The sequence below is a fragment of the Pseudomonas sp. StFLB209 genome (assembly GCF_000829415.1).
In the GTDB taxonomy this organism is placed as follows: Bacteria; Pseudomonadota; Gammaproteobacteria; order Pseudomonadales; family Pseudomonadaceae; genus Aquipseudomonas.
On sequence record NZ_AP014637.1, the window covers coordinates 1,510,142 to 1,533,353 of the forward strand.

At 61.7% G+C, this 23,212-nt stretch carries 20 protein-coding genes; 5 read left to right on the forward strand and 15 right to left on the reverse strand.

Annotated elements, in window-relative coordinates:
* Window positions 1–77: 77 nt before the first annotated feature.
* The 13 genes from PSCI_RS07010 to PSCI_RS07070 form a co-directional block, all read right to left on the reverse strand.
* Window positions 78–1,271, reverse strand: a complete 1,194-nt coding sequence (locus tag PSCI_RS07010; protein ID WP_045484612.1) for an MFS transporter — start codon at window positions 1,269–1,271, stop codon at window positions 78–80.
* A complete protein-coding gene (locus PSCI_RS07015) occupies window positions 1,268–2,533 on the reverse strand; it encodes an MFS transporter (RefSeq protein ID WP_045493949.1) in 1,266 nt (421 codons plus the stop codon). Before PSCI_RS07015 ends, PSCI_RS07010 begins: the two co-directional genes overlap by 4 nt.
* Window positions 2,526–3,614, reverse strand: coding sequence for an LLM class flavin-dependent oxidoreductase (locus PSCI_RS07020; protein ID WP_045484615.1), 1,089 nt, complete (start codon window positions 3,612–3,614; stop codon window positions 2,526–2,528). Before PSCI_RS07020 ends, PSCI_RS07015 begins: the two co-directional genes overlap by 8 nt.
* A gap of 25 nt (window positions 3,615–3,639) precedes the next feature.
* Entirely contained in the window at window positions 3,640–6,309 is a 2,670-nt protein-coding gene (locus PSCI_RS07025; RefSeq protein ID WP_045493952.1) for a TonB-dependent receptor, read from the reverse strand.
* An 88-nt stretch (window positions 6,310–6,397) separates the two neighbouring features.
* Window positions 6,398–7,249 (reverse strand): class I SAM-dependent methyltransferase, encoded by an 852-nt coding sequence (locus tag PSCI_RS07030; protein WP_045484618.1) that lies wholly within the window; start codon window positions 7,247–7,249, stop codon window positions 6,398–6,400.
* A complete protein-coding gene (locus PSCI_RS07035) occupies window positions 7,233–7,898 on the reverse strand; it encodes a hypothetical protein (protein WP_045484621.1) in 666 nt (221 codons plus the stop codon). Before PSCI_RS07035 ends, PSCI_RS07030 begins: the two co-directional genes overlap by 17 nt.
* Window positions 7,895–8,791, reverse strand: a complete 897-nt coding sequence (locus PSCI_RS07040; protein ID WP_045484624.1) for an alpha/beta fold hydrolase — start codon at window positions 8,789–8,791, stop codon at window positions 7,895–7,897. Before PSCI_RS07040 ends, PSCI_RS07035 begins: the two co-directional genes overlap by 4 nt.
* Window positions 8,792–8,805: 14 nt before the next feature.
* Window positions 8,806–9,315 (reverse strand): aromatic-ring-hydroxylating dioxygenase subunit beta, encoded by a 510-nt coding sequence (locus PSCI_RS07045; protein WP_045484627.1) that lies wholly within the window; start codon window positions 9,313–9,315, stop codon window positions 8,806–8,808.
* A 31-nt stretch (window positions 9,316–9,346) separates the two neighbouring features.
* Window positions 9,347–11,176: an asparagine synthase (glutamine-hydrolyzing) gene (asnB, locus tag PSCI_RS07050; RefSeq protein ID WP_045484630.1), complete on the reverse strand. Its 1,830-nt coding sequence runs from the start codon at window positions 11,174–11,176 to the stop codon at window positions 9,347–9,349.
* Between the two features lie 100 nt (window positions 11,177–11,276).
* Window positions 11,277–12,548: an aromatic ring-hydroxylating oxygenase subunit alpha gene (locus tag PSCI_RS07055; RefSeq protein ID WP_045484633.1), complete on the reverse strand. Its 1,272-nt coding sequence runs from the start codon at window positions 12,546–12,548 to the stop codon at window positions 11,277–11,279.
* A gap of 519 nt (window positions 12,549–13,067) precedes the next feature.
* Window positions 13,068–14,741 carry a phosphoethanolamine transferase gene (locus PSCI_RS07060; RefSeq protein ID WP_045484635.1) on the reverse strand — a complete coding sequence of 558 codons (1,674 nt, stop codon included), beginning with the start codon at window positions 14,739–14,741 and terminating at the stop codon, window positions 13,068–13,070.
* Between the two features lie 15 nt (window positions 14,742–14,756).
* On the reverse strand, window positions 14,757–15,296 hold the full coding sequence (locus PSCI_RS07065; protein WP_045484638.1) for a cytochrome b/b6 domain-containing protein: 540 nt from the start codon (window positions 15,294–15,296) through the stop codon (window positions 14,757–14,759).
* Window positions 15,296–15,562: a PepSY domain-containing protein gene (locus PSCI_RS07070; RefSeq protein WP_045493955.1), complete on the reverse strand. Its 267-nt coding sequence runs from the start codon at window positions 15,560–15,562 to the stop codon at window positions 15,296–15,298. The genes PSCI_RS07065 and PSCI_RS07070 overlap by 1 nt, the downstream gene beginning before the upstream one ends.
* A 158-nt stretch (window positions 15,563–15,720) precedes the next feature.
* Between PSCI_RS07070 and PSCI_RS07075 the strand changes: the two genes are divergently transcribed.
* A complete protein-coding gene (locus PSCI_RS07075) occupies window positions 15,721–16,386 on the forward strand; it encodes a response regulator (RefSeq protein WP_045484641.1) in 666 nt (221 codons plus the stop codon).
* A complete protein-coding gene (locus tag PSCI_RS07080; protein ID WP_045484644.1) occupies window positions 16,383–17,744 on the forward strand; it encodes a sensor histidine kinase in 1,362 nt (453 codons plus the stop codon). Before PSCI_RS07075 ends, PSCI_RS07080 begins: the two co-directional genes overlap by 4 nt.
* 300 nt (window positions 17,745–18,044) lie before the next feature.
* On the opposite strand, the gene PSCI_RS07085 is transcribed toward PSCI_RS07080, so the two are convergent.
* Window positions 18,045–19,232 (reverse strand): MFS transporter, encoded by a 1,188-nt coding sequence (locus tag PSCI_RS07085; protein ID WP_045484647.1) that lies wholly within the window; start codon window positions 19,230–19,232, stop codon window positions 18,045–18,047.
* 131 nt (window positions 19,233–19,363) lie between these two features.
* On the opposite strand from PSCI_RS07085, the gene PSCI_RS07090 reads away from it, so the two are divergent.
* Both PSCI_RS07090 and PSCI_RS07095 read left to right on the forward strand, forming a co-directional pair.
* Complete coding sequence (locus PSCI_RS07090) at window positions 19,364–20,704, forward strand: aminotransferase-like domain-containing protein (RefSeq protein WP_045484649.1); 1,341 nt, start codon at window positions 19,364–19,366, stop codon at window positions 20,702–20,704.
* A 70-nt stretch (window positions 20,705–20,774) separates the two neighbouring features.
* Window positions 20,775–21,323 carry a GNAT family N-acetyltransferase gene (locus tag PSCI_RS07095; RefSeq protein ID WP_045484651.1) on the forward strand — a complete coding sequence of 183 codons (549 nt, stop codon included), beginning with the start codon at window positions 20,775–20,777 and terminating at the stop codon, window positions 21,321–21,323.
* Here the strand turns inward: PSCI_RS07095 and PSCI_RS07100 are convergent, their stop codons facing one another.
* Entirely contained in the window at window positions 21,324–22,184 is an 861-nt protein-coding gene (locus PSCI_RS07100; RefSeq protein ID WP_045484653.1) for a LysR family transcriptional regulator, read from the reverse strand. It abuts the gene before it with no gap.
* Between the two features lie 426 nt (window positions 22,185–22,610).
* Between PSCI_RS07100 and PSCI_RS07105 the strand changes: the two genes are divergently transcribed.
* Window positions 22,611–23,189, forward strand: a complete 579-nt coding sequence (locus tag PSCI_RS07105) for a hypothetical protein (RefSeq protein ID WP_144403207.1) — start codon at window positions 22,611–22,613, stop codon at window positions 23,187–23,189.
* Window positions 23,190–23,212 lie beyond the last annotated feature (23 nt).

The following is a 23,212-nucleotide window of genomic DNA, read 5'->3' on the forward strand; positions in this document are numbered from 1 at the left end:
CATTGAGCCCAAAAACGGATACTCACGCCAACAGGTCAGACGGTAGTGAGCTTGCCAGGTTGTAGTGTTCTCGACGTTCAGTCGTTGTCCTTGTACCGGGTAATGCGCGATGACAGCCAGGCGCAGAAGGCGCTGCCCAAGACCAGTAGAGCGGCCACCCAGGGCAGGGCGTTGACACTGTAGTGATCGACCAGCAACGCACCGACAAAGGCCCCCGACGCTACCCCCATTTGAATGGCGCTGGTGTTGAGGCTGATCTGTACTGCGGCATCATCGGGCTGCAACTGGACCAGATACTTTTGAATACCGGGGCCGGGCGCCATATTGAAAATACACCAGACCACCACCAGCACCAGCAAGCTGAGCAGACTGGCGGTAGCCAGCGGCAGCAGACTCATGGCCAATGCATGCAGCAACAGGCATACGCCAAACCCCAACGGCCCTGGCCAGCGGTCAGCGATCCGCCCGCCCAGCAATGCACCGATGATGCCTCCCACCCCGTAGACCAGCAGCACAAGGCTGATCAGCGGCTTGGACAACGTCATGCTGGCAACCAGAAACGGCACGATGTAGGTGTACAGGGTGAACTGCCCGGTCATTTGCAGCAGCGCAGCCAAGTGCGCCAGCAACACGTTGCCCTGTACCAGCGCCGCCAGTTGTCGGGCCGGTGCGATCCCCGGTGCGCCGGGCGGGTCGGGCAGCCAGCGCGACAGCATTGGCAGGCACAACAGCGCCAACCCGGCCAGCAGAATGAAAAGCGTGCGCCAGCCCCAGTATTCTCCGATCAGAGTGCCCAGCGGTACGCCCATGACCAGCGAGGCGACGATACCGGCGAACACCAGGGCAATGGCCTGGCCACTGCGTTGGGCTGGCACCATGGCAACCGCCATGGTGATCGCCACAACCACTACCACCGAAGCGGCGGTCGCCACCAGCAGGCGCGCCAGCAGCAACCACACAAAGCTGACGGCGGCGGCACTGAACAGGTTGGCCGCAATGAACACCAGCAGTGCCACGTACAGCAAGCGGCGTCGCGCAACCCTGGCAGTGAAGTAGATCAGCACCGGACCAATCAAGGCATAGACCAGCGCGTAAAGACTCATCAACAGCCCGGCCTGACCCTGGGTGACGTTGAAGGCTGCCGCCAGTTGATCGAGGATCCCGGCCACCACCAGCTCGACGGTGCCGACCACAAAGGCCAGGCCGGCCAACAGCCAGACGCCGGGGGCGAAACGTTGATGGGTGGCAAGCGCTCGTGCAGTCTGGTTCATGAACGGCTCTCTGTAGGTAGCGGGGCCCATGGGCGCGGGTCAGCCTCTGGATAGGGACGAAAGCCCAGCAGGCTCAGGGCAGCCAGCAGAAAAGCGACCGTCAGCGTCCACTCAGCCACCGCATAGCTGCCAGTCAGGTCATAAAGCAGCCCCAACAGCCAGGCGCCGAAGCTGATCGATACCGCGAAAGTGAATGGCTGCACGGCGCCGTAAATCACGCTGAAGCGCCGCAGGCCAAAGTAGCGGGCCACGAAGTATTTGGTGGTGCCGCTCTCGCCCCCGCCGCCCAGACCGATCAGGAACACTGCGAGCCACAACTCGACAAGCCCGCCGCCGTGCAGAAACAACAGCATGCCAAGCAGTGCCAGCAAAGCGAATGGCAAGGCCACGCGCGGGGTCTGCAAACGATCCATCAGGCCGCCCATCAACGGCTGGGAAACCGTCATGCCCAGCGACAGCGCCGCCAGAACCGTCGCCCCCTCGGCCCGTGACAGACCGCGCTCCACGAGCATGGGCACGCCATGGGTGATGATGCCGGACATGACGAACACGCAAAGCACCTGATTGACCAGCACCAGCCAGAAGGTCGCCGTACGCCAGGCTTCGGATGCAGAAACACCCAGCTCAGCGGACCGGGCCGCCTCCTCCTGCTGACCGGCAGGCTCGCGGAACAGCCAGTACAGCAACGGCAAGGCCACCAGCAACTCCAGCAGGCCATACACCAACCAGGCGCCGCGCCAGCCCCAGGTTTCGATACTCAGGTGGCCGATGAACAGCCCCAGCGGCCCACCGAGGCCGAACCCCAGGCCCAGCAATCCGTAGGCCATGCCGCGCCGTCGATTAAACCAGGCGCCCAGCAGCTTGCCGTAAGGCATGTTGCCGGGGGTCAGGATACCCAACACCAGAAACAGAACACGGACCTGCCAGGTCTGCTCCACGATTGCCAGCGCCATCAACAATGGCGCCAGCAATGCCGTACTGATCAGCATCAGCCGGCGGGCTCCCCAGCGGTCGATCAACCAGCCCTTGAGCGGGCTGGTGACGGCCACCGCCAGACCGAACACGCTGACCAGTACGACCACCTCGGCCCGCTCCCAACCGAACGCCAGGCTCAACGGCTCGATGAACAGGCTGAAGGTGCCCAGTAGAATGCCAGCCGGGCCAAAAATGATCGCCACCACCGAGACCAGTAACAGGCCGACCGAACCGGGTGTCCACTCCGATGCCGAAGGCTCGCCAGCGTAACGGGGCGCATCACTCATCATTGCTCAGCCGTCTCAGTTCACTGACCAACTGACGGCGTAGCCGCAGGTCCTGTTCGTCCTCAAGCGCCGCCTCGATCTGGATGATGTCGATGCCCGCTCGATAGAACGCCAGCAAGCGCTCGGCCACAGTCGCCACCGAGCCCACCAGCCATTGAGCAAAGTTGTCTTGCAGATCCTTGCGCGCCCAGTGCTCCAGGCTCTGGGTTTGCAAAGTCTCAGGCGCGGCGCGCTCTCGGTCTCTGGCCACCTGCGGTGAGGTATCCAGCTGCCGGGCACTGCGTTGTTGCAACTGGACCCCGGCCTGCTCCAGCAAATGGCTGGCGCGTTGCTGCGCGTGGGCATCATCGGTGCCGAGGATAACCTTGAAGTGCCGCCAGAAACGCAGTTGCCGGTCGTGTTCACGCGCCAGCAACTGCAACTCTTGCACCACCGTTGCCGCCTGCTCGGGGCTGGCGTAAGAGCCGGCGTAGATGTCGGCAAACTGCGCCGCCAACGCCTTGGCTTGTGGCGATGCTCCACCAATGGAAACTGGCGGCCGGGGTTGCTGCACCGGCCGTACCCCCGAGCTGCTATCGGTGACCCGGTAGAAGCGGCCCTGGTAGTCGAATGGCTCGCTGTGCTGCAGGGTGCGGGTGAAGATTTCCAGGTATTCCCGCGCCCGCTCGTAGCGTTGTTCCTTGCTCAGGAAATCGCCATCGCGCTGCACGTCGGCATCGCTGGAGCCGATCACCAGATGCACCGCCGCGCGGCCGCCGGATAATTTATCCAGGGTTGCCAGCGCACGCGCAGCTGCCGTGGGCTGCACCACGCCGGGCCGATGGGCCACGGTCAGGCGCAACTGCTGGCTGGCCGCCAAGGCCCAGCCGGCCACCAGCCAGGGATCAGGCCAGGCGCTGTAGACCGTGACCAGTGCACTGTCCAGGCCATCGGCCTCCAGTTGCCGCGCCTGCTCCTGAATGTACTGCGGGTCGGCGTCGCGCTCACGCAAATCCCCCAGCAGCCGCGCCGCCTGGCGCTGCAAGGGAGTGTCACCGGGCAAGGCTGCTGCGCGTACACCGCCACGAATTTCGAGTGCCATGAAGCTTCCTTCTGCTGTCCGCTGGTCAGAACTCGTAGCGAGCCTTGAGGTAATAGAACGCGCCGTTGAAACCGATCTGCGAGGCGTAGGTGTCATAGCGCAAAACATCGCCGTAGGTGGTGTTCTGGGCCGGAAGTTTGTCGGGGCGCACATCGAACAGGTTGTCGGCCCCGGCCGTGAGCTGCAGCTGGCGGTTGACCGCGTAGCGCACAGCGATATCGGTGATGTATTTGGGGCTGTTGACGAAGTGATTGAACTCGGTGGCCGACCAGGCATTGGGGCCGACGGTGTAGTCCAGTTCTGAGGTGGTTCTGCCGTAACGGGTTACTCGCAGGCTCAGATCCAGGTCGTCGATACTCCAGGTGCCGCCCAGCGACACCTGGCTGCGCGGGGTCGAGGTGGTGATCCAGGCAATCTGCTGGGCATTGAGCAGTTCGTCGCCATTGGCGCCGCGGTGGTTCTTTTCCAGCTTGGTGCGATTGAAGTTGGCCGACACTTCCCAGTTGATTTCGCCCCATGCTCCCAAAGAGGTCAGGTAATTGCCGGTGATATCCACCCCGCGGGTCAAGGTGTCGGCACCGTTGGCCAGATAGTGGGTGCTGATGGTGTCCAGCCCGGTGGGCAACGAGATGCCGGCGGCGGTCAAAGCGTCAATGGCTGGCTGGCCGGAGTAGGTGCCGCTGTCGACGATCCGGTCGCGGATCCTGATCTGGTAGGCATCGATGTTGAGTGTCGCGTTGGGCAGCGGCTTGAGCGCCAACCCGATGTTGAAGTTAGTGGATTTCTCTGGCTTGAGATCTTCAGCTCCGAGCAAGCGCGCCGCCGAGGAATTGGCCGCCAGCAGGCCCAGAGCGATGTCCGGGCCGACGCTAAGCCCGGTGTAGTGTTCCTGGACCAGCGACGGGGCACGAAAACCACTGCTGATACTGGCGCGCAGCGCAACCTGCGGGTTGAATTCGTAACGGGTGGCCAGCTTGCCGTTGGTGGTGCCGCCGAACTCACTGAAATCCTCGTGCCGACCTGCCACGTTGATTTCCCACTGCTCGGTGAGCGAAGACGACAGGTCGATATAGCCTGCCAGCACGTCCCGCGACCATTTGCCGGCGCTCAACGGCGACAGCCCGGCCAGCGCCTCGGCACCGCCCTGCTCATAAGACGCCAGGTCCCCGGCATGAATCGAATAGGTATCACGCCGCTGTTCCAGGCCCAGCGAGACATTCAGCGGCCGGGCCAGAAAACTCACATCAAAGCCGCGGCCGATATCCAGATTATGGGTCCACTGACTATTGCGGTAACTGGCCAGGTCAAACCGGGTAGGGCTGTCGCCGGTGGCGCGGTAGATGGCGGCGTTGACCGACTGGGTCATGCTGATCTGCGGCTTGTCGACACCATAAGTGGTGCTCAGATCCCAGTGCCAGTGGTCGAACAACGCGTCACCCCGCACACCGAGCACCAGCGAATAATCATCTTCGTCACTGTTGGGCCTTGGGGTGAACCCTGCGGGGTAAAGACCCGGCGCGACCGATGCCAGCCGATAGTTGGCGGCTGACGAGCCCTGACGCCGGGTGTAAGTGCCGAAGCTGTAGAGCTCAACAGCATCCCCCAGCCCATAGCCCGTGTTGTAGGCCAGCGACTGGCGGTGAAACACCGGATCACCGATGGAGATGTTGTCGCGTCGGCCGGTACGGTTATCGATACCGCTGCGCACCGTGCGCTCCTGCTCGCGGTATTCGGCACTGAGGTTGAGAAAACCGCTGTCGCCAAACGCCAGTCCACCGTTGACCCCGGAGCCATGGGCAAGGCCGTCTCCGGCACCGTACTGGCCGATGTCGGCAGTCACCTGTGCACCCTGATCGGCGGACTTGAGGATGATATTGATGACCCCGGCAATGGCGTCGGAGCCGTACTGCGCCGAGGCGCCGTCGCGCAACACCTCGATGCGCTCAATGGCGCTGATCGGAATCATGTCCAGATCGGCACCGGTGGTGCCCTTTTGCAGGCCGCCGCTGATGTTCAGGTTGGCCGTCTCGTGGCGGCGCTTGCCATTGACCAGCACCAGCACATGATCGGGACTCAGGCCACGCAGCGATTGCGTGCGGGTCAGCGCCGATGCATTGAATGGCTGCGCCTGACGGGTCAGTGAGGGCAACAGTTTGACCAACGCCTCGCGCAGATCGGTAGCGCCGCTGCGCTGCAACCGGTTGCTGTCGACCACGTCGATCGGGCTCAGGCTGTCGGCCGCCTGGACATCGGCTTGCCGGGTACCGGTGACCACTACCGTTGCCAGCGCAGCGGCCGGGGCGCTAGCGCGTGCCGGTATCGCCGATGTAGCTGCGGCAGGTGTGCCCAGCGGATGCAAGGTCAAAATGCCCGTGGCACTGCGGCTGTACCCCAGACCGCTGCCTTGCAGCGCCTGTTGCAGTGCCTGATCAAGACTCAGGGCACCGCGCACCGCAGGTGCCTGCAGCCCCTGAACCAGTTGCTGATCGAAAGAGATCGGCGTGCGGCTCTGGCGCACGATACTCAGCAGCACCTCGGACAGCGCCCCGGCGGGAATATCGAAACTCAGCGTCTGGACATTAGGTGCCGCGCCGACTGGCTGTGCGAGCACCTGCTCGCTGGCCAGCAACCAGGCAAAGCCGACGGCATAGCACAGAGGCGTCAGGCGTCGGTGAAACGTACGGTCAAGGCTCATCATCAACTTACCCCAGGCAATCACGTACAGATGAGTGCAACTGGCGCGGATGTTTTTCACCCCGGCACGAGACCGATTGCTCATAAGGTTATGCCCGCGCCGCCAGCGCCGGGACCGCCCGCCAGACATTGACCGGTATGTCGGTCACATAGCCCTGGCGAGTCATGCGCTGCTGCGCGATCTCTCCAAGCCGGCTGAAAAACTCTTCAACCCGCTCAGCAGGCACCAGCGGCGTGAAGTAGGTGCCGAAGGTCGCCGCATGAAACTGCTGATACTCCTCGACACTGGCGATACGCAGCGCCGCAGAACGGCTCGCCACCGAGGTGATCCTGAAGTAGCGCTGCACGATCTCGCGCAGCGCATCGGCCGGTCGGGTCCGCAGCCCCATCGGCAAAACATCATGGTCCTCGAAGTGTTGCCGCGCAGTAGCCGGGCTAGCCAGTTGCATGGACTGCAAGGCTTCCACAACCAACTCGTCCTCCCCGCCCAGCCCATTGCGCGAACGAGGGTGATGGGAGGTGAAAATGAATTCGCCCTGCGCCTGCAGATGCCCGGCCACCCATTGGAACAAGCGTTCTTCGTGGGGATACAGCCAGTGCAGGACGGCGGTCATGCTGATCAGGTCGAAGCGTTGCTCCAGGCTGGGCAATGCCAGCAAATCACCCTGTTTAACGATCACATCGGCCTTGGCGCCCTGAAGCTTTTGCCGGGCCTTTTCGACTCTTTGCGGCGAACGCTCGATTCCCCACACCTGTTGCAGGCCAGGCCATCTGGCCACCGCACCTTCAAGCAGCGAGCCGATACCGCAGCCCAGGTCGAGCAGGTGACGAGGCTGATGCAATGCCCGGTCAAGCACCCAGTCACGATCACGCAGTTGCAACAGCCGGCTGGAGGTCTCGTAGCCTGCGAGGGTACGAGCCTGCTCAATAATCGCGCTCATGTTCAAGACGTCCTGTGAGGGTGGAGTTAAGGCTGTCCGGCGTGATAGTCCATTCGCAGCCATGGTCTTGCGGGTCACTGAATAACTCCCAGCGGGCATTACAGCCCTTGGCCTGGACCAATGACGACAACAGTTTTGTGCAGTAGGTACAGGCCGATTTGAGGGTGATCGGCACGCCTCTGGCTCGGGCCCGCTCGCGGTAATCCCAGATGCCACAGTGATGCACCTTGAACAAAGCCCCTTTGGCTGATAGCGCTTGAATGTCGAAGCGGGTGCCGTACAGGGACGCCTGACGCCCCAGACGTTCGGCCGCCACCTGCGGATCACCCTGCCCGGCTGGCTCAAGAGCGCGGTACACCTGCCCGGTGGCCGTGGCCCAGTCATCCAGGTCATAAACCCCGGCACGCTGCACGATAAATTGCTCAATCAACGCTTGGGCACGGAAAAAAACCGCCTGCCACTGGGTGCTGTCACCGACCTGGGGCGAAGGGAGGTCGTGATAGATTTTCTCGGTGACCTGCACCCAATCTGCCAGATCCTCCGGGCGGTGCTGCTCGATCAGGTATGCGGTCATGGCGCTGTGGGCCTCGAACATCCGCTGGCGCCATAACGCCCCTTGCTGGTCCGGGGTCAGGGCAATGGGGCTCATGGCTTCACCTTCTGCTGCAGGAAAGGCAGTACCTGTTCCAGCACGGCGTCTGGGGCCTCCTCGGCAAGCATATGACTCGACTGAATGGCCGCGCCCTGAACATCCGCCGCCCATGACCGCCAGACCGTCAATGGATGGCTGGCCTGCGGGTAGGGTCGGTCCTGCCACAACACCAGAACCGGAGCCTGCACGTGCCGGCCGGCGTCGCGATCAGCCTGGTCGGCAGCGGCATCGGCCCCCGTGGCGGCGCGATAGTCTTCGCACATGGCGTGCAGCACCTCGGGGCGGGCGAAGGCCTCGTGATAGCTTTGCAGCGCCAGCGGATCGTAGATCGCGCGGCCCTGCGCCATGCGTTGCAGCGTCCAGTCCAGAAAGTAACGAGGGTCGGCACCGATCAGCCGCTCTGGCAGGTCAAATGGCTGGGCCAGAAAAAACCAGTGGTAGGCATTGAGGGCAAAGTTCTTGTTGACCGTGCTCCAGACATCCAGGATCGGCACCACCGTCAGCGACACCAGTGCACTGACCGCCTGCGGATGCTCCAGCGCCAGCCGGTAGGCTACCCTGGCGCCCCGGTCATGTCCGATCACGGCAAAGCGCCGGAAACCAAGCTGCTGCATGACCTCCACCTGATCCAGCGCCAAGGCAGTTTTTGCATGGCTGCCGGTCGCGTCTGGTTGCAAGGCGCGCGATTGACCGTAGCCGCGCAGATCGGCCAGTACCACGGTGTAGTCTTCAGCCAGCCTGGGGGCCACGCGATGCCAGGCAAGATGATTCTGAGGATAACCGTGCAGCAACAGCAGCGGTGGACCGCTGCCTTTAACCGCAATGTGAATGTTCGCCCCACTGGTGGTCAGCGTCGAGTACTCAAAACCCGGAAGCAATGGATGACTCATGGCAGGCTCCTGTCTCAAAGGATGATGCTGATACGCCGCTGGGCATTGATGGTTTCGTGATCCAGACGGATATCACGGCGCACGATGCGCAGGCCTTCGTCGCCGTCGCGCAGTACATGAGTGGCTTCGCCGACGAAGTTCCAGCTTTGCCGATGACGGAACTGATGAACGATGAAGTTGCTTTTGATCGTCAGTTGCTCGCCTTCGCGAGCCTTGATGCGTACGTTGCTCACCAGCCGTCGGGTACGGGACAACGGCTGCTCCATCCAGGTGTGGCCACTGAGCAGGCTGTCGACCCGTTCACGCAGGCGCACGTAGTCGTCGGCAATAATGAACAGGCTGTGATCCGGATCTTCTTCAGCCAGATGACTTTGCAGCGGCAGAACCCGGTACTGGGCCGGCTGATCGAACAGTCCGAACCAGGTTTCCAGCTCCCGGTTATCCAGCAGCTCAGCTTCATTGACCAGAAAGTCACTGACACGCAATTGCAACGCCGGAGCGCTATCGGTAAGTGGCACACTCATGGATGTTCCCCTTGAAAATTTGCAAGACGCGCTACAGGCGAATATCCACCTGATACTGGCGCAGCCATTGATCGAGGTTCAGCAGATAGGCCAGGCCCGCCGTGGGACTGCTGGACGCCCTGGGGCTGGGCAGCGGCTGGCCAAGTTCAAGGAGTTCGCCGACGCGGCGGGCGTCGAGCAACTGGAAGACTGGCGAATCGCCCTCGATCAGCAGCTTCTTGACCTTGTCACGCAGCAGTTCCAGGTAACGAGGGTCCGGGTTGGCAGGAAAACCGCTTTTTTTGCGCTCGACGATCTCGCCGGGCAAATCGTCGCGCGTCGCATTGCGCAGCAGGGTCTTGCCCTCTCCGGCCACACTGCGGATCGACCAGGGCACGTTCCATACGTAATCCACCAAACGGTGGTCACAGAACGGCACGCGCACCTCCAGCCCTACCGCCATGCTGATACGGTCCTTGCGGTCGAGCATGGCAGGCAGCCAACGCGTCAGAGCCAGATAGGTGACCTCCCGTTGTCGTTGCTCGGTCGGGCTTTCGCCTTCAAGGCGCGGCACCTCCGACAGCGCTTCGCGGTAACGTCGATCGATATATTCTTCAGGAGCCACCCGTGTGGCCACCTCCGGGCGCAACAGCTGCCACAGGCCGCTTTTGCCGGCCAGCCACGGAAAGCCGTCATAGGCCAGAGCCTGTGGGTCATGAAAGAACGGATAGCCGCCGAATACCTCATCGGCCGACTCGCCGGAAAGCGCCACCGTGGCATGCTGGCGGACCTGCTGAAAAAGCAGGTACAACGAGCTGTCCAGCTCTCCCCAACCCGGCAGATCACGTGCACGCAGGACGGCCAGTTCCTGCTCCAGAACCTGTTCTGGAGCTACCTGCAGCGTGGTATGACGGGTCTGCAGAGAGGCGGCTGCCAGTTGCGCGTAAGGCTCGTCCCAACTGCTTTGCCAGGGTGTCGGGACGAACCCCTGACCACCGCCGGTGAAGTCCACGGAAAAGGTCGGCAATTGTCGGCCATGCTGCTTCAGCGCATCGGCGGCATAGGCCGTAATGGCACTGGAGTCCAGGCCGCCGGATAACAGGCTGCCCAGCGGTACGTCAGCCACCAGTTGTTCTTCAACCACCCGGCGCAACAAGGTGCTGACCTCACGGGCAGTCTGGTGCGGGTCATCGGCATGCGCGTGAGCCGTCAGAGACCAGTAGACCCGGTCCTGCCGACCGTTGACATCGAACCGCAGCGCATGGCCCGGCTTGACCTGATGAACCCCTTGATAGATCCCGTGCCCCGGAGTGGGTGCGGTGCTCAAGGCAAACAGTTCGGCCACGCCGCTGGCATCGAGCACTGGTTGCACCTGAGGATGAGCGAGAATCGCCTTGGGTTCCGAACCGAACAGCACCCCGCCGCCGTTGAGCGAGTAATACAGTGGCTTGACGCCGAAGCGGTCGCGCACCAGCCAGAGGCTCTGATCACGCTCGTCCCAGAGGGCAAAAGCGAAAATGCCATTGAGCCGGGCGAACGCCTCTTCACCCCATTGCAGGTAAGCGCGCAGCACCACTTCCGTATCTGACAGGGTGCTGAAGATCTGCCCGAGCGCTTGTAAATCGCGACGCAAGACCTGGTAGTTGTAGACCTCGCCACTGTAGGTCAGCACCACCTCATCCCCGCTACTGGCCATGGGTTGCGCACCATGGGCCAAGTCGATGATCGACAGGCGTCGATGGCCGAGCAACGCATGGCAAGACGTCCATACACCTTGCGCGTCGGGTCCACGGCGGACCAGGGTGGCCGTCATTTCATCAATAACCTGACGCTGCGTCTGCAGGTCCTGGGTCCAGTCAATCCATCCAGCAATTCCACACATGATCAAAGCCCTTGCAGTGCCCGATATTCCCCACGTAGCCAGTCCGGTGGCGCGTGGCAGATCTGCCAGGAGTCAGTAACGGTGGTTGGCGAACAGCGCGTTAAACGGCCAGCGCGAGATGACGCAGAGGAACTTGTCTGCTCAGACGACGGCTCCATTCGCGCCAGAAGCTGCGGTTCTGTTCTTCGTCGGTATGGCGCTGGGTGCCCGGCCCCAGCCCGCGGGAAAAGTCGCTGTAGCCCAACGCCGAGTGGGCATAGGCCTGCTGGCAGGACTCAAGAATCTCCACATCGTCAGGCGTGCCGAAACCGCCGGGGCCGATGAATGAAATCAGGCCGTTGATACGCGCAGCACGCTCTTGCTGGCTCTCGTCGCTGAACCCGGCACCCCACACCGTCACGTTGACCTGAGTCGCCGACACCGGAAAGAAAGTGCGGATGTTGAGCCCGAGAATGTCGTTGATCACCAGATTGGGAAAGATGAACAGGCTTTTGTTGGTGTGGGCAATGGCCTCGGCGCGGTCCTGGCCAAAACGTTCGACCAGCTGTTCGAACCTGGTGGCGATGGAGGCTTTCAGTTGCTCCGGGAACAATGGGCTCCAGTAGGCGATCGGCCGGCCGGTGGAGGGCGGCCCGCTCATGATCAAGGCGTGGCCGTTGCCCAGCGCCAGCCCCAGCCCCGTGCGTTTGTGTGAAGCTGGATCGGTGCCTAGCGTATTGAGGTACTCCAGGTAGCGCTTGTGCGCGAAAGGCAAGTGATAGGCATCGACGCCGTTCTCGGCGAGCAGTTTCCAGTTGGCCTCAATGGCGTGTTCAAAGGCCCCGGGAATGATCTCAAGTGACGCTTGCGACTGATCGAGAATCAGATCGATGTAATCGGCCGCCTGCCCGAGGTACTCGCGCAGTGATTGCTGACTGGGCGCAAAATGAATGAATACAAAGCCCTTATAGACCTCATGTGTCACCTGGTGCAGCTTTAGGCTCCGGTCACACTGGCCGCGAAACTCATAAGCGGCCTTGTCGGGCTGGCCGACCAGCGCGCCACGGCCGTCATAGGTCCAGCCATGATAGGGGCAGGTAAAGCGTTGAGTGTTGCCCTGCGACTCGGCACATACCCTGGCGCCACGGTGGGCACATGCATTGAGAAACACAGTGATCTCATCGTTGTCCTGGCGCTGAATGATCAGGTTGCGACCGCCGACATCACGGGTCAGAAAATCACCCGCTGCCGACAACTCACTCAGATGAGCGAGGTACAACCAACTTTTCTCGAAAACCTCGTCAAGTTCCTGTTGATAAACCTGACTCGATACATAGGCCTGCCGATTGACTCGAAAGTAACTAAGGTTATCGGTTTCTACAAATCCATTCACGCCAACACCTCCATTAACGCGCCGATAGAAACAATTCCAACCTAGCATGGAAAATTTCCATCAGATATAACCTTTCACCATTACCTAATAACCCCTCATATAGAGGAGCGGCCTATTAAAATATTTTTCGACGCCGACTAGAAAAAGCCGCAATCAATTGCACTCTCTATAGGGGCAGTGCGTCACACGGGAAGAGCCAGGCACTGACGCACGTAAAAATATTCATTAAATACAGTAAGATATAGCCTAAATCAGATAAAAATGAGGCCTTTTGACATCCTTCTGCAACGGGGTGTGTTCAATCGAGCGGACAGATCAACGTAATGAGACATAGCCGAAAAATTCCGACCAACGTCACGTAAAGCGGTAACTAAACCCCGCTCGAAATCTTTCAGGCAGCCCTACCGAACAACGAGTGGCCTACCTATCGCTCGATATTGCCAGCCGCTCTATCGCGCCAAACTTGTACCGAGGCCTAACATCTGAAACAGTATCAACCGTGTACCGGGCCCAAGGTCGTCACGAACATGGCACGCCTTTTTTGAGCAACATGCTCAGTTGCTGCGGCTCATGATGCACCAGCCCATTGGCTGACTCGCAGACCCGCTGGATGAAGTTGTCACTGAACAGCAGCTTGCCATGCACGAAGTGCTCGCCCGGCTTGAGGTTCGGGTTGTCGATACGGGTGCCCAGCCGTTTCGCCAGCCAGGTAGCGGCTTCGTTATGGCTGATCCAGCGTTCGCGCCTGATGCTTTCCAGTGCCTCGGCCGGCGCACCACCGGCGACCACAATCACCGGCACGTCACTGACCTCGGGCACCAAATCGTTATGACCCCATTTGCCGTCCTCGCCGAGCCGCTGGCCGTGGTCGCCGGTGATGATCAGGTAACGCTCGCCCTCCAGCCGGTCGAAGTCGGCCAGGATTTCACCCAGCAGGCCATCGAGGTAATGCACCGAGTTGTCGTAGGCGTTGGCCTGGCCGTTCGGGCCGCGGTCTGGCCAGGGGCGCGGGGTCTGTTCGTGGCGGTAGTTCTGCGCGTACGGCAGGTGCGCGGTGCGCAGGTTCATGACCACGAAGTTGCGCTCGGCCCAACGCTGTTGATCGAGGATGTCCAACAGCGCTTTGTCCTGACGTTGCAGAAAGCGCAGCGGGTGGTCTTCACGGGTGATCGACACGTCCAGGTAGCGGCTGCCCAGATGCGCCAGCAACTTGGATTCCTGGGACGAAATCCAGTGGGTACGAAACCCCGCCTCGCGGGCAAAACGGAACAGGTTGATCCGCCCGCTGCGCATCAGGTTGTCCTGGCCCGGCTCACGAATCGGATTGAGCAGGTACGGCAGGCTGACGTCAGTCGCGACCCCGGCGGAAACACCGGGGCGCACCACCACGTGCGGATTATTTTGCAGATAGGCATGCAGGTTCGGGGTGGTGTCGCGCTCGTAGCCAAACACCCCCAGCCGGTCGCTGCGCAACGAGTCAGCCACCACCAGCCACACGTGTCTGGCGCTGGTTGGCACCGCGGTCATGCGATAGGGCGCGTAGGCCATTGGCGGCAGCACCGGCTCCGGGCGCAGCGCCAGCCGCACCGACCAGGCCGAAAAGGCATTGAGGCTGTTATGCAGGCCGCTGCGGCTGGCGCTGGCGGTGAACGAATCGAGATTGCGGTAGGTGGCACGGTAGGGTTTGGACAGCAACACCAACGCAATCAGCACCAGCGCCCAGCGGCTTGATGGCAACGCCACGCGGCCTGGCAAACGCAGGTGCAGTAGCAACAGCGCGGCATAGGGCAGCGCAACGCAGAGCAGCACCGGCCAATGCTGGCTGAAGCTGTGCAACGCCGCCTGCCGAACCTCGGCACCGTCACCCAGCATGGCCTGGATGTCGATGGCATTGAGCGGCTCACCGAAGAAACTGATATTGGCCAGTTGCAGGGTCTGCATGAACGCGAAAAGCAGCAAGATACCCGCCACCAGCCAGCGCAGGTTGCACAACCACAAGGCCAGGCTGAACACCCACAGACCGGCAACGAATGACGCCTCCAGTTCGGCGCGATTGTTCGCCGTGTACAGCTGTTGCAGAAAGTCGTCGGCCAGCAGCAACACGCAACTCAACGTGGCCAGCGCCAGCAGGGTCAGCCACGGCCGCGCCCCGCTGTGCTGCGCGGGGCCAGAACGCATCAAGGTCAAAAGCATGGGAGGTCCTGGGTATCAGTGATCGTCGGGGCGTGCCCGGCGGCGGCCGGTGAGCATCGACAGCGGCAGGTTTTCGCGCAGCCGCAGGCTTTCCACTACGGCGGCCAGCAGGTGCAGGCTGACCAGCCCGGCCAGGCTGTTGGCGATCCAGCGGTGCAGGTCTTCAGGCCAGTCCACGCCCCACAGGACGTCGACTTCCTGCATCAGAAAGCCGGTCACGGCCAACCCGCCGAGCGCGATCATCATCAGCACCATGACCAGTGCCCCCAACGGTGAGTGGCCGAGACGGTGATGGTCACGGCCCTGACGCAGCGCACTGAGATGCGCGTGCAAGCGCGCCGGGGTCGGCCAGAAGTCGGCCCAGCGGGCGCTGCGCGGGCCGACAAAGCCCCACACCGTGCGCACCGCCAGCCAGCCGGCAACGTAATAGCCGAGCCAGACGTGCCAGCTGTCACCGGCTTCGTTGAAGAAATAGTTGGCGACGAACACCCCGGCCACCGAGAGGTGGAACACCCGCACTAAAGGGTCCCAAAGGCGGATCGTCGCCGCAGCCATCAGCCTTTGACCTCAGTCTTGACCGCCTTGCCGCTGACCGGGTCGTGGTAGATCTCGACCTTGCGTTTGTCTTTGTCGAAGCCGTAGATCTCGTAGCAGTTGCCGTCGGTGATCTTGAACTTGTTGATCTGGTAACCCTGCTCGCGCAGCTTGGCCTGGAACGCTTCGGCGTCCTGCCAGGTGGAGCGTTCGGCAGTGGTGCATTGCGGGCCGGCCATGGCACCGGCACTGACCAGCAACAGGGAAGGAAGCAGAGCAAAACGCAGCAGACGGGACATTGACAGCACCTCTTTTGGGATGGATGCCGCTACGGTGCCGCGCGAAGCTTAATGAAGCCTTAACGAGTAACGAGCTGTAACATTTGCTGACTGGCAGACGGCGTTTGAATCGCGATGATGGCCGGGCCGCAACCGGAGGACAGACCATGCGGGTATTGCTGGTAGAGGACGATCGCTCACTCGCGCAGGGCATCCGCGTCGCGCTGCGTGGCGAAGGCTATACCCTGGATTGGGTGGCCGATGGCGTGGAGGCTGAACACGCCCTGCACTGCGAACGCTTCGACCTGGTGTTGCTGGACCTGGGCCTGCCACGTCTCGATGGCATCAGCTTGCTGCGCAGTATTCGCGGGCAAAGCGAAGGCAGTGTCCCGGTGCTGATCCTCACTGCCCGCGATGCAATTGCCGACCGGATTCAAGGCCTGGATGCCGGGGCTGACGACTATCTGGTCAAGCCGGTAGACCTGGACGAACTCAAAGCCCGTATCCGCGCCCTGCTACGCCGCAGCCAGGGACGCGCACAACCGCGTCTGGAATACGCAGGCGTCAGCCTCGACCCGGCCACCCAGCAGGTTTTTTACCAAGGCCACACGGTGCCGATGACGCCTATGGAATATCAACTGTTGCATCAGTTACTGGCCCGCCCCGGCGTGGTGGTCACCCGCGAGCGATTGAGCAGTACGCTCTATGGCTGGCAGGAAAGCGGTCCGGGCAACACGCTCGAAGTGCTGATCCATAACCTGCGCAAGAAGCTCTACACGGGGCTGATTCGTACCGTGCGTGGCGTCGGCTATCTGGTGGAGCGCCAGCCGTGATTTCCATCCGCACGCGCATTCTGGCCCCAACCCTGTTGTTGATGATTGTCGGCAGCCTGACTCTCGCCTGGCTGGCTGTGCGCGACAGCCACCGGGAAATCGAAAACGTTTATGACGCACAACTGGTGCAGGCCGCACGGTTGCTGCAAGGCGTACTGCAGCAAGCGCCGCCCCAGCGTGACTGGCCAGCCTTGCAAGAGGCGCTGGAGACGGCGCTGAACCGCTCAGGCCAGGGCATTCTGTCCCACCCTTACGAGATGAATCTGGCCTTCCAGATCTGGGCCGCTGATCAATCGCTGCTGGTGCGCTCCGAAACCGCCCCGGTCATCGAAGACGTACCGGCGCCCGGCCTGCATGACCTGATGTATCAGGGCCAGGACTGGTGTGGCGTACTGCTGGAAGACAAGACCCTGGGTATCCGCATCTGGGTCGGGGAGCGCGATGACTTGCGTCAGGACCTGATCCAGAAAATCGTCCACCACACCTTGCTGCCGATGCTGCTTGGCCTGCCGGTGCTGACCCTGCTGATCTGGGCACTGCTGGGCTGGGGGCTGCGCCCGTTGCAACGCCTGGCCCGGCAGTTGCGCAACCGCCCGCACAGCAGCCTCGACCCGCTGCCTGACGAGCCGCAACCGCCGGAGCTGGAGCCGATGCGCTCGGCACTCGACCACCTGCTTGAGCAATTGCGCGCCATGCTCGATCGCGAGCGACGCTTCATCGCCGATGCCGCCCACGAACTGCGCACGCCGCTGGCGATCCTCGACATCCACGTACGTAACGCACAGCAGGCCAGTGACCCGCAAGAACGCGCCGAAGCCCTGGCCTTTCTGCAACAGGGCGTTGGCCGCATGACCCGTATCGCCAGCCAGTTGCTGACCATGGCCCGTCTGGAGCCGGGTATTCAGGAAAACCGAGCACTGAACCTCACCGAACTGATGCGCGAAGAACTCGCCGAACTCACCCCGCTGGCGTTGCGCAAAGACGTTGAACTGGTGCTCGACAGTACAGACGATTGCCAACTGAACAGCGAGCCGGCCTCGCTGAGCATCATGCTGCAAAACCTGATCAGCAACGCCCTGACCTTCTCCCCGGCCGGCAGCGAAGTGCGCGTGCATCTGAGCCGTAACAGCGCCAGCCAGATGCGCATGCAGGTGCTCGATCAAGGCCCGGGGGTGAGTGAAGAAGCACTGCAGCGCTTGTGCGACCGCTTTTACAGCGCCCACAACCCCGAAGGCGCCGGGCTGGGGCTGGCTATCGTCGAGATGATCTGCCGCCGCCTGGGGTTGACCCTGAACTTTGCCAACCGGCCACAGGGCGGGTTTTGCGTGGAAGTGCTGATTCCGGTCGGGGGCTCGTAGGAGCGGATTTATCCGCGAAGCACTTCGCGGCTCGAGCCTACTCGTAATGCCGATCAGTTAAGGTCCGCGCGGTCCTGTAGGACTCTATAGTTTTGTGCAAGACCATCGCTTTCGTTGTGGATGTGCCGATGCATTCGTTGGCAAAGCCAACTCCCACCGGGACCGAGCAAGATTCGATAATTTTTTATCTGAGGCGATGATTCCGTGGTCCATGTCGTGAATACGTGACAACACAGATGCGATGTAACGTATACGCAACGTGCTGCGGACTCAAAAGCCAGCCGCCAGATGGTCAGCCGATCACGCCATGGAAGCAGGTGACACTCCCCGCCCCTTCACCACCTTCACTGTTGCCACCAGCAACACCAACGCCAATACCACGCACAGCAGGTTACTGCCCTGCCAGCCCAGGCTGCTCAGCAACAGCGCTGGCGCGAAGGCACCTGCCGTGGCAAAGATGGCGATCAACAGATCGTTCTGGCCCTGCACCTTGAATGTCTGTCCATGTCCCTCAAGCAGTTGGGCCAATAGCGCCCCGCCACCGACGTAAGTCAGGTTCCAGCCAAGGCCGAGGATGATCAGCGCACTGCTCATCGCCCAGTATCCATGGGCAATCATATTGAGCAGCGCGCAGCCGGCCAGCATCAGCAACCCCAGGCACAAGGTGGTGCGCAGCCCCAGCCGCTCGATGATCACGCCGGTGAAGAACGACGGGGCGAACATGGCGATCACATGCCACTGGATGGCCAGGCGCATGGCGGTGAAGTCTTCGTGCATGTGCTGCATGTGCAGCGAGGCCTGGATCATCAGCAGGTTCATGATGAAATAACTCAGCGCAGCCACCGCCATGGCCAGCATGATCGGTGCGCTGGGCAGCGATAACAGGCTGGCCCGTGCCAGGGATGGCTTGGCCACGGGCGCGGGAGTCTCCGGCAGGCACAGGGTCACCAGCGCAGCGAATATCGCAAGACCGATGAACGCGGCATAGCACAGGGAAAACGCCTGATAGGCACCGGCTTCGCGCAGTACTTGCGTGAGGGTCGGCCCAACCACGGCGGCGATTACACCACCGGCCACCACCAGCGAAATGGCCTTGGGTTTGAGGCCGGGTTCCAGGTTGTCAGTGGCCGCGAAGCGGTTGAAGTTGGCAAAGGCCACATAGATACCCAGCGCCGCGTGGCTGGTGATCAACAACCCAAAGCTCTGCTGCACCACCGCCAGATAGCCGCTGATACCGGCCAGTGCCAACGGCACACACCCCAACAGAAACGACCGCTTGCGCCCCAACCGGCTCATCAGCCATGAAGCCGGGTAGGTGGCGAGCATCAGCAGCAGAAACTGAAAACCGTAGGGTACGGTGGACAGTGCCGGGGTCGGTGCCAGCGCGGCGCCCACTGTGGCAGCCATGGTCACCGACATCACTGCGGCGGTGAGGTTGATCGATTGGGCGGTGAAGTACAGCCAGGTTGTGCGGGGCAATCGGCTCATTGTTTGGCTCGTCGGTTCGGGTGGGGCCAGACTGCGATAGTGCACCCTGCCAAACCGACATACGCGCACAGTCGACACGCTTTGTAACGAACTGTTAGGCTAATTTTTCTAACAGTTCGCCAGGGCAGGCCGTGACCGTAAATCTTTTCCATGCCGCACTGAAACGACGCCTGGAGGCCGGTGAATGGACCGCCGGGCAACGCTTGCCGTCGATCCGCAAGTTCGTGGCCGAGCGGGCCGCCAGTTATCACCAGGCCGTTTCAGCCTGTACTCAACTGGTCAGCGAAGGCTGGCTGATCGCGCAACCGGGCCGTGGCTATTTCGTCGCGCCCAGCGTGCATGCCCGGCCACCACAAGCAGAACCTGAGAGCATGGCCGGCGATCCGCTGTTCAACCTGCTACAGGGAGGTCCGCACCTCACCAAGCTTGGGTGTGGCTGGCTGCCCTCGGCCTGGAAAGACACCGAGCTGCTGACCAAGGCCATACGCCGCACCGCGCGGCTGGAGCAAAGCTCGCTGGTTGAGTACGGCGACATTTGCGGCCACCCGGCACTGCGTCAGCAACTGTGTGTGCACATAAAACGCCTGACCCGCATCGATCCGCGCCCTGGCCAGATCCTCACCACCCTGGGCGCGACCCACGCGCTGGATCTGGTGGCCCGGCTATTGATCAAGCCAGGCGATGCGGTGTTCGTCGACGAGCCCTGCAATGGCAACCTGATTCGCCTGCTCCAGCTGGCCGGTGCCGAGGTGCTCGGCATTCGCCGCACGCCACAGGGCCCGGACATCACCGAGATGGAAAGTCACCTGGCACGGCAGCCGGTCAGGGCCTTTTTTTGCAACAGCACCTTCCATAACCCCACCGGCGGCAACATCACCCCGAACAACGCCTTCAATGTGCTGCGCCTGGCGATCAAGCACGATTTTCATATCGTCGAGGACGACGTCTATGGCGACTTCAGCCCCACCCCCCGGCAGACCTTCGCCGAGCTGGACAACCTGCAGCGGGTGATCTACATCGGCAGCTTTTCCAAGTGCCTGTCAGCCTCGCTGCGGGTCGGCTACATCGCCTGCCCGCCCGCGCTGGTCGAGCCGCTGACCCGCCTGAAGATGCTGACCTGCGTGGCCGTACCGGCGTTCTGCGAGCGCTTCGTCAACACCATCCTTGCCGACGGCACCTACGCCGGGCACATGAAGCAGATCCGCCAGAAACTCATCGAACAGCAGAACAAGACCCAGCGCACCCTGAGCAAACTCGGCTGGCAGTTCGAGATAACCCCAGAGAGCGGCATGTTTGTCTGGGCGCAGCACCCTGACATTGCCGATCAACAGCCCTTCATCGACCGGCTGGCCCGCCACAATATCGTGCTGATGCCCGGCTCGGCGTTTGCCGTCAGCCGCGATTACCGGGCCATGCTGCGGATTAACTGCACGCATTTCAGTGCCGGGCTGAGCGCACATTTCAGGGTCTGAGACTGTCCTGAATCACCGCTTGCCTTGCTCGTCTGTCTTATCAACACATCAACACTGGAACGCACTCGACATGGACTGTATCCCGACCTTCACCACCGAGCGCCTGATCCTCACGCCGTTGCAGCTTGAGGATGCCGCGGATATCCAGCAGTTGTTCCCGCACTGGGAAGTGGTGCGCTATCTCGCTCATCTGGTGCCCTGGCCCTACCCTGCAGACGGCGCGCTGACTCATGTACGCGAGCGTTCGCTACCGGCCATCGCCAAGGGCACCGAGTGGCACTGGATGGTGCGTCTTAAAGCCTCCGGGCAAAGCATCGGCAGCATTTCCCTGTATGACACACCGGGCAACAACCGTGGCTTCTGGCTGGCGCCGGCGTGGCAAGGTCTGGGCTATATGAGCGAGGCCTGTGAGGTCATCAACCGCTACTGGTTCGAGACCCTCGAGCGGCCGCTGATGCAGGTGCCCAAGGCGCTGGACAACCAGGCCTCGCGGCGGATTTCCGAGCGCGAAGGCATGCGCCTGGTGGAGGTGCAGAAAGGCCGCTTCGTGTGTGGCGAGATGGACAAGCAGATCTGGGAATTACGCCGCGAACAGTGGCAGGCCAACCAAGGCGTCTGATCAAAGTATCGGGTCCCAACGCTGCGACCAGTCCGGGTCATTGCGCACCAGCTCACGCAGCAGGCCAAAGGCTTGCTGCAACGGCGCCGAATCGCGCTCGCGCGAGTACACAAGCCAGGTCGGATAACTGAACTCCGGTGCGCGAGGCACCCGGTGCAGCACGCCCTTGTCGAGATAGCTCTGCACCACCCGGGTACGGAAATAACCCGAGCCGCCGTGTTCCAGCAGGTACTGCAAGGCCAGCGGCCCGAGGTTGAACGACACCGCCGCGCGGGCCTTGTCGGGCAAGGCAGTGTCGTGTTGCTGCCGAAACGCCTCGCCCCAGTCGATATACACATAAGGCTCTGGGTTATTCGCTGCCACCAGAATCAGCTTCTCTTCCAGCAATTGTTCGACCTGCAAGCCCGGCCAGTAATGCGGCTGATAGACCAGCGCCGCATCCAGCACGCCGATTTCCAGCTGCCGCAGCAGGTAGGCCGCATCATGCACCTGGGCATGCACCGCGTGGTCACCAATGTGCTGGCGGATCAGCCCGACCCAGCGCAGCATCAGCGGGTTGCACAGGCTGACCTCGCCGCCGATGCGCAGCACCTGATTGAAGCCTTCGGGCAACGGCAGATTGCGCTGCGCCGCTTCCCAGGTCTGCACCACCTGATTGGCATACACCACAAACGCCTCACCATCGGCCGTCAGCCGTGCACCGGCGCGGTTGCGGATGAACAGCGTGCAATTGAGATGGCTTTCGAGCTTCTGCACCCGTGCGGTGATGGCCGTCTGGGTGATGTGCAAACGCTCGGCGGCAGCGACAAAACTGCCGTGCCGAGCGATGGCCAGAAAAGTGCGGGTCAGGTCGATATCCATATGCAACCACTGAGCTGACGAAAGACGCATTCTGACAGGCCAATGGCGCCATTAATATCAACAGAAGTTGATTGATAGCTCATTATTATTGATTGGATGAATGCAAACGGACGTAGCACACTGCTGGTGAAGGGTGCCTCTAAAAACGTAGGCGAGGCAGGCAGCGCTAGGCGGAATCAGGCTAAAAAGCGGAGTTTACATATTGTAAATGAGCATTTTTAGCTTGATTTCAACAACGCGATGGCCACGCAGGTAGTTTTTAGAGGTGCCCTCAAGCCAACCGCTTTCCTCCATCTAGGGATGGATGCTCCAAATGTGCCTCGCAGGGCACCCCTTCAGGCTCTCCTCTGATCAGGAGAGCCTTTTTTATGGGCGAACAAAAAGGCGTTTTTCGGGTCTATCGGCCCCATCCCCCAAGGAAGAACGATGCGCCTGCTCTCGACCCGACCGTTCAAAGTCACTGCCGCCATGATGCTCACCGCCGTGCTCGGCGGCTGCTCCAGCTATCACTACAAGAATTACCAGGGTGACTGGGCGCCAGAGCAGATGACGCCTTACGACCTGTCCAATAACGCACCGGATGCCCCGGTAGTGTACTTCGCCACGGTTCGCTACCGCGACCTGGGCATCCCCTTCCACCGCCTGCTGCTGGCCACCCACGTCGACGATCAGCTGCTCGAAGGCGCCGGCCGCGCCTCGATTCTCGACGTCTCCGGCAAACAGGCACTCAAACTCACACCGGGCAAGCACTCGCTGCGCTGGTGCTGGACATCCATGAATGCCCTGGGCACCGGCGGCGCCCAGTGCAACCTGGAAGCCCGGGACGTGGAGTTCAAAGCCGGCAAACGCTACATCGTCGACTTCCAGAACAGCACCCGCATTGTCGGCGCTCCCGGACGCGAATCGATGCGCATCCATATCAAGAGCACAATCCGCGACCTGGACAGTGACGAAGTGGTTTACCCGGTGTTTGGCAGCGGGCAGGAGTTGATTCCGCGCACCTGAGGGCCAGGTGCGCGAGGCCGGGG